This is a genomic window from Actinomadura chokoriensis (assembly GCF_039529475.1).
Classification (GTDB): domain Bacteria; phylum Actinomycetota; class Actinomycetes; order Streptosporangiales; family Streptosporangiaceae; genus Spirillospora; species Spirillospora bangladeshensis.
The window spans coordinates 1-1,963 of sequence record NZ_BAAAMW010000066.1 but is presented as its reverse complement, the minus strand read 5'-3'; the positions used below and the strand labels follow the sequence as shown (position 1 = coordinate 1,963).

1 protein-coding gene is annotated in these 1,963 nt (G+C 76.5%); it reads left to right on the top strand.

The annotated features are described in order from the left end of the window. On the top strand, positions 1–1,633 hold a 1,633-nt coding region (locus ABFX46_RS43250; protein ID WP_346050440.1), incomplete at its 5' end, for a VWA domain-containing protein. Positions 1,634–1,963: the final 330 nt, after the last annotated feature.

Genomic DNA, 1,963 nt, shown 5'->3' with positions numbered 1-1,963 from the left:
GGACCCGGCCACGTGCGACCCGTCCTGGCCCGCCGACCGCGACCGCTACCCCGCCCTGTGGGGCGTCCTGACACACGAGGCCGCGCACGCCACCCACACCCGCTGGGCGGTCCCGGACGGCGCGTCCGCCGCCGCAGCCGATGCCGCGATGTCGCTGGAAGAGTCGCGGATCGAGGTGGCCCAGGTCCGACGCCGCCCCGCCGACCGCCGCTGGATACGGGCGTGCGTCACTCACCTCGTCCTGGCCGACTTCACCACCCCGCCCACCGCACCCGCCACCTCGGCCACCGCACCCGCCTCGGCGCGGGGCAGCGGACCCGCCCCGTCCGGCGTCCCGTCCGGCGCTTCGGCAGGTGCACCCGCCGCCGCGCCGACCGCCCCGCCGGTGACGACGCCGCACGCGGCGATGACGCCGTGGAACGCCGGACGCGCCGCCGCGCTGCTGCTGGCGCGCACCGACGCCGGAATCCTCGAACCAGGCGAGACCAAGCCTGTGGCCGAGGCCGTTCTCGGTGTGCTCGGGCCGTCGCGGTTGAGTGCGCTGGCTGCGCTGTGGCACCGCGCGCACGCCACCGCCGACGACGACGCCGAGGCGATGATGGACCTGGGGCGGCGCTGGTGCCGGATCCTGGATGTCAACCCCGACCGGCCCGCGCCGCCCCCGCCGCCCGGAACGCCGGGCGCCTCGGGCGATCCGTCCCCGCTGGCCGAGGCGATCGGCGCCACCGTGGTCGCCGTTCACGCCACCGCCGCCATGCCCGCACCCGGATCGCCCGCCCCGGACCCGGCCGACAGGCGGCGGCAGGAGAGGGACGCCCGCGAGGCCGCTGACGACGCCGCGCGCCGCGTGTTCGCTGCCAGCACCGACGCGACCGGCCCACGCGGCGGTAGCCGGGCCACCTGGACGCGCCCGCCCCGCCCCGGCGAGCAGGCCGCCGCGCGGCGCCTGGCCCGCCGGTTGCGCGCCGCCGCGCACCGCGACCGCGTCACCACCACCCGCACCTCACCCACCCCGCCCGGACGGCTGTCCATGCGCGGCGCGCTGGCCGCCGACGCCCAACGCGCCGCCGGAACCGTCCCGACCGCCGAACCCTTCACCCAGACGACCCGCCGTCACGTGCCCGCGCCGCCGCTGCGCATCGGCATCGCCTGCGACGTGTCCGGATCCATGAAAGCCCTGGCGCGGCCGGTCGCGTCCGCCGCCTGGATCATGGCCCGCGCCGCCGGGCACGTCCCCGACGCCGTCGCGGCCACCGTCATCTTCGGCTCCACCGTCCGCCCCATCGTCCACCCCGGGCACGCCCCCAACGCCGTGACCGACTTCGCCGCCAACGACTCCCGCGAAGACTTCGTCCAGGCCGTCGACGCCCTCGACTCGGCCGTCGAGTTGACCCGCCCCGGCGCCGCCCGCCTGCTGGTCATCGTCTCCGACGGAAAGTTCAAGAAGGACCAGCCCAAAGACGGCCAGAAACGCCTCGACCGGCTCACCGCATCCGGATGCGCCGTGCTGTGGCTGGCCCTGACCGACGACGCGCGGGTCATGAACGGCGCGCACTCGATCACCCTGACCGACCCCGCCGCAGCCGCCGACGCCATCGGCACCGCCGCCGCCCGCGCCCTACGCAACGCGTAACCACCCGCGCCCGGTGCGCCCCCGGTAGGGGCGCACCGGGCCCGCAGCCGTACCCGCCAACCGCTACCAGGCGCCCCGTGACCGCCTGGCCTGGACGGAAGGCAGCGGCGCTGGCATCGCCAAGAAAGCTCCAACACCGACAGGAGAGCCGCACCGTGAACCGCATGGAGTCCTACATTCGTGACCGCCACGACGACGCCCACCAGCGGCGTTGCGAGGCAGAGGCGAAGATGCTCGCCGGCCTCGACGAAGGAGAGGACATCGCCGCCGCCGTTGCTGCCGTCGCCGCCGCCCGCGCCACCGCGTCCTGGTGGGACGAGCCGGTCACCG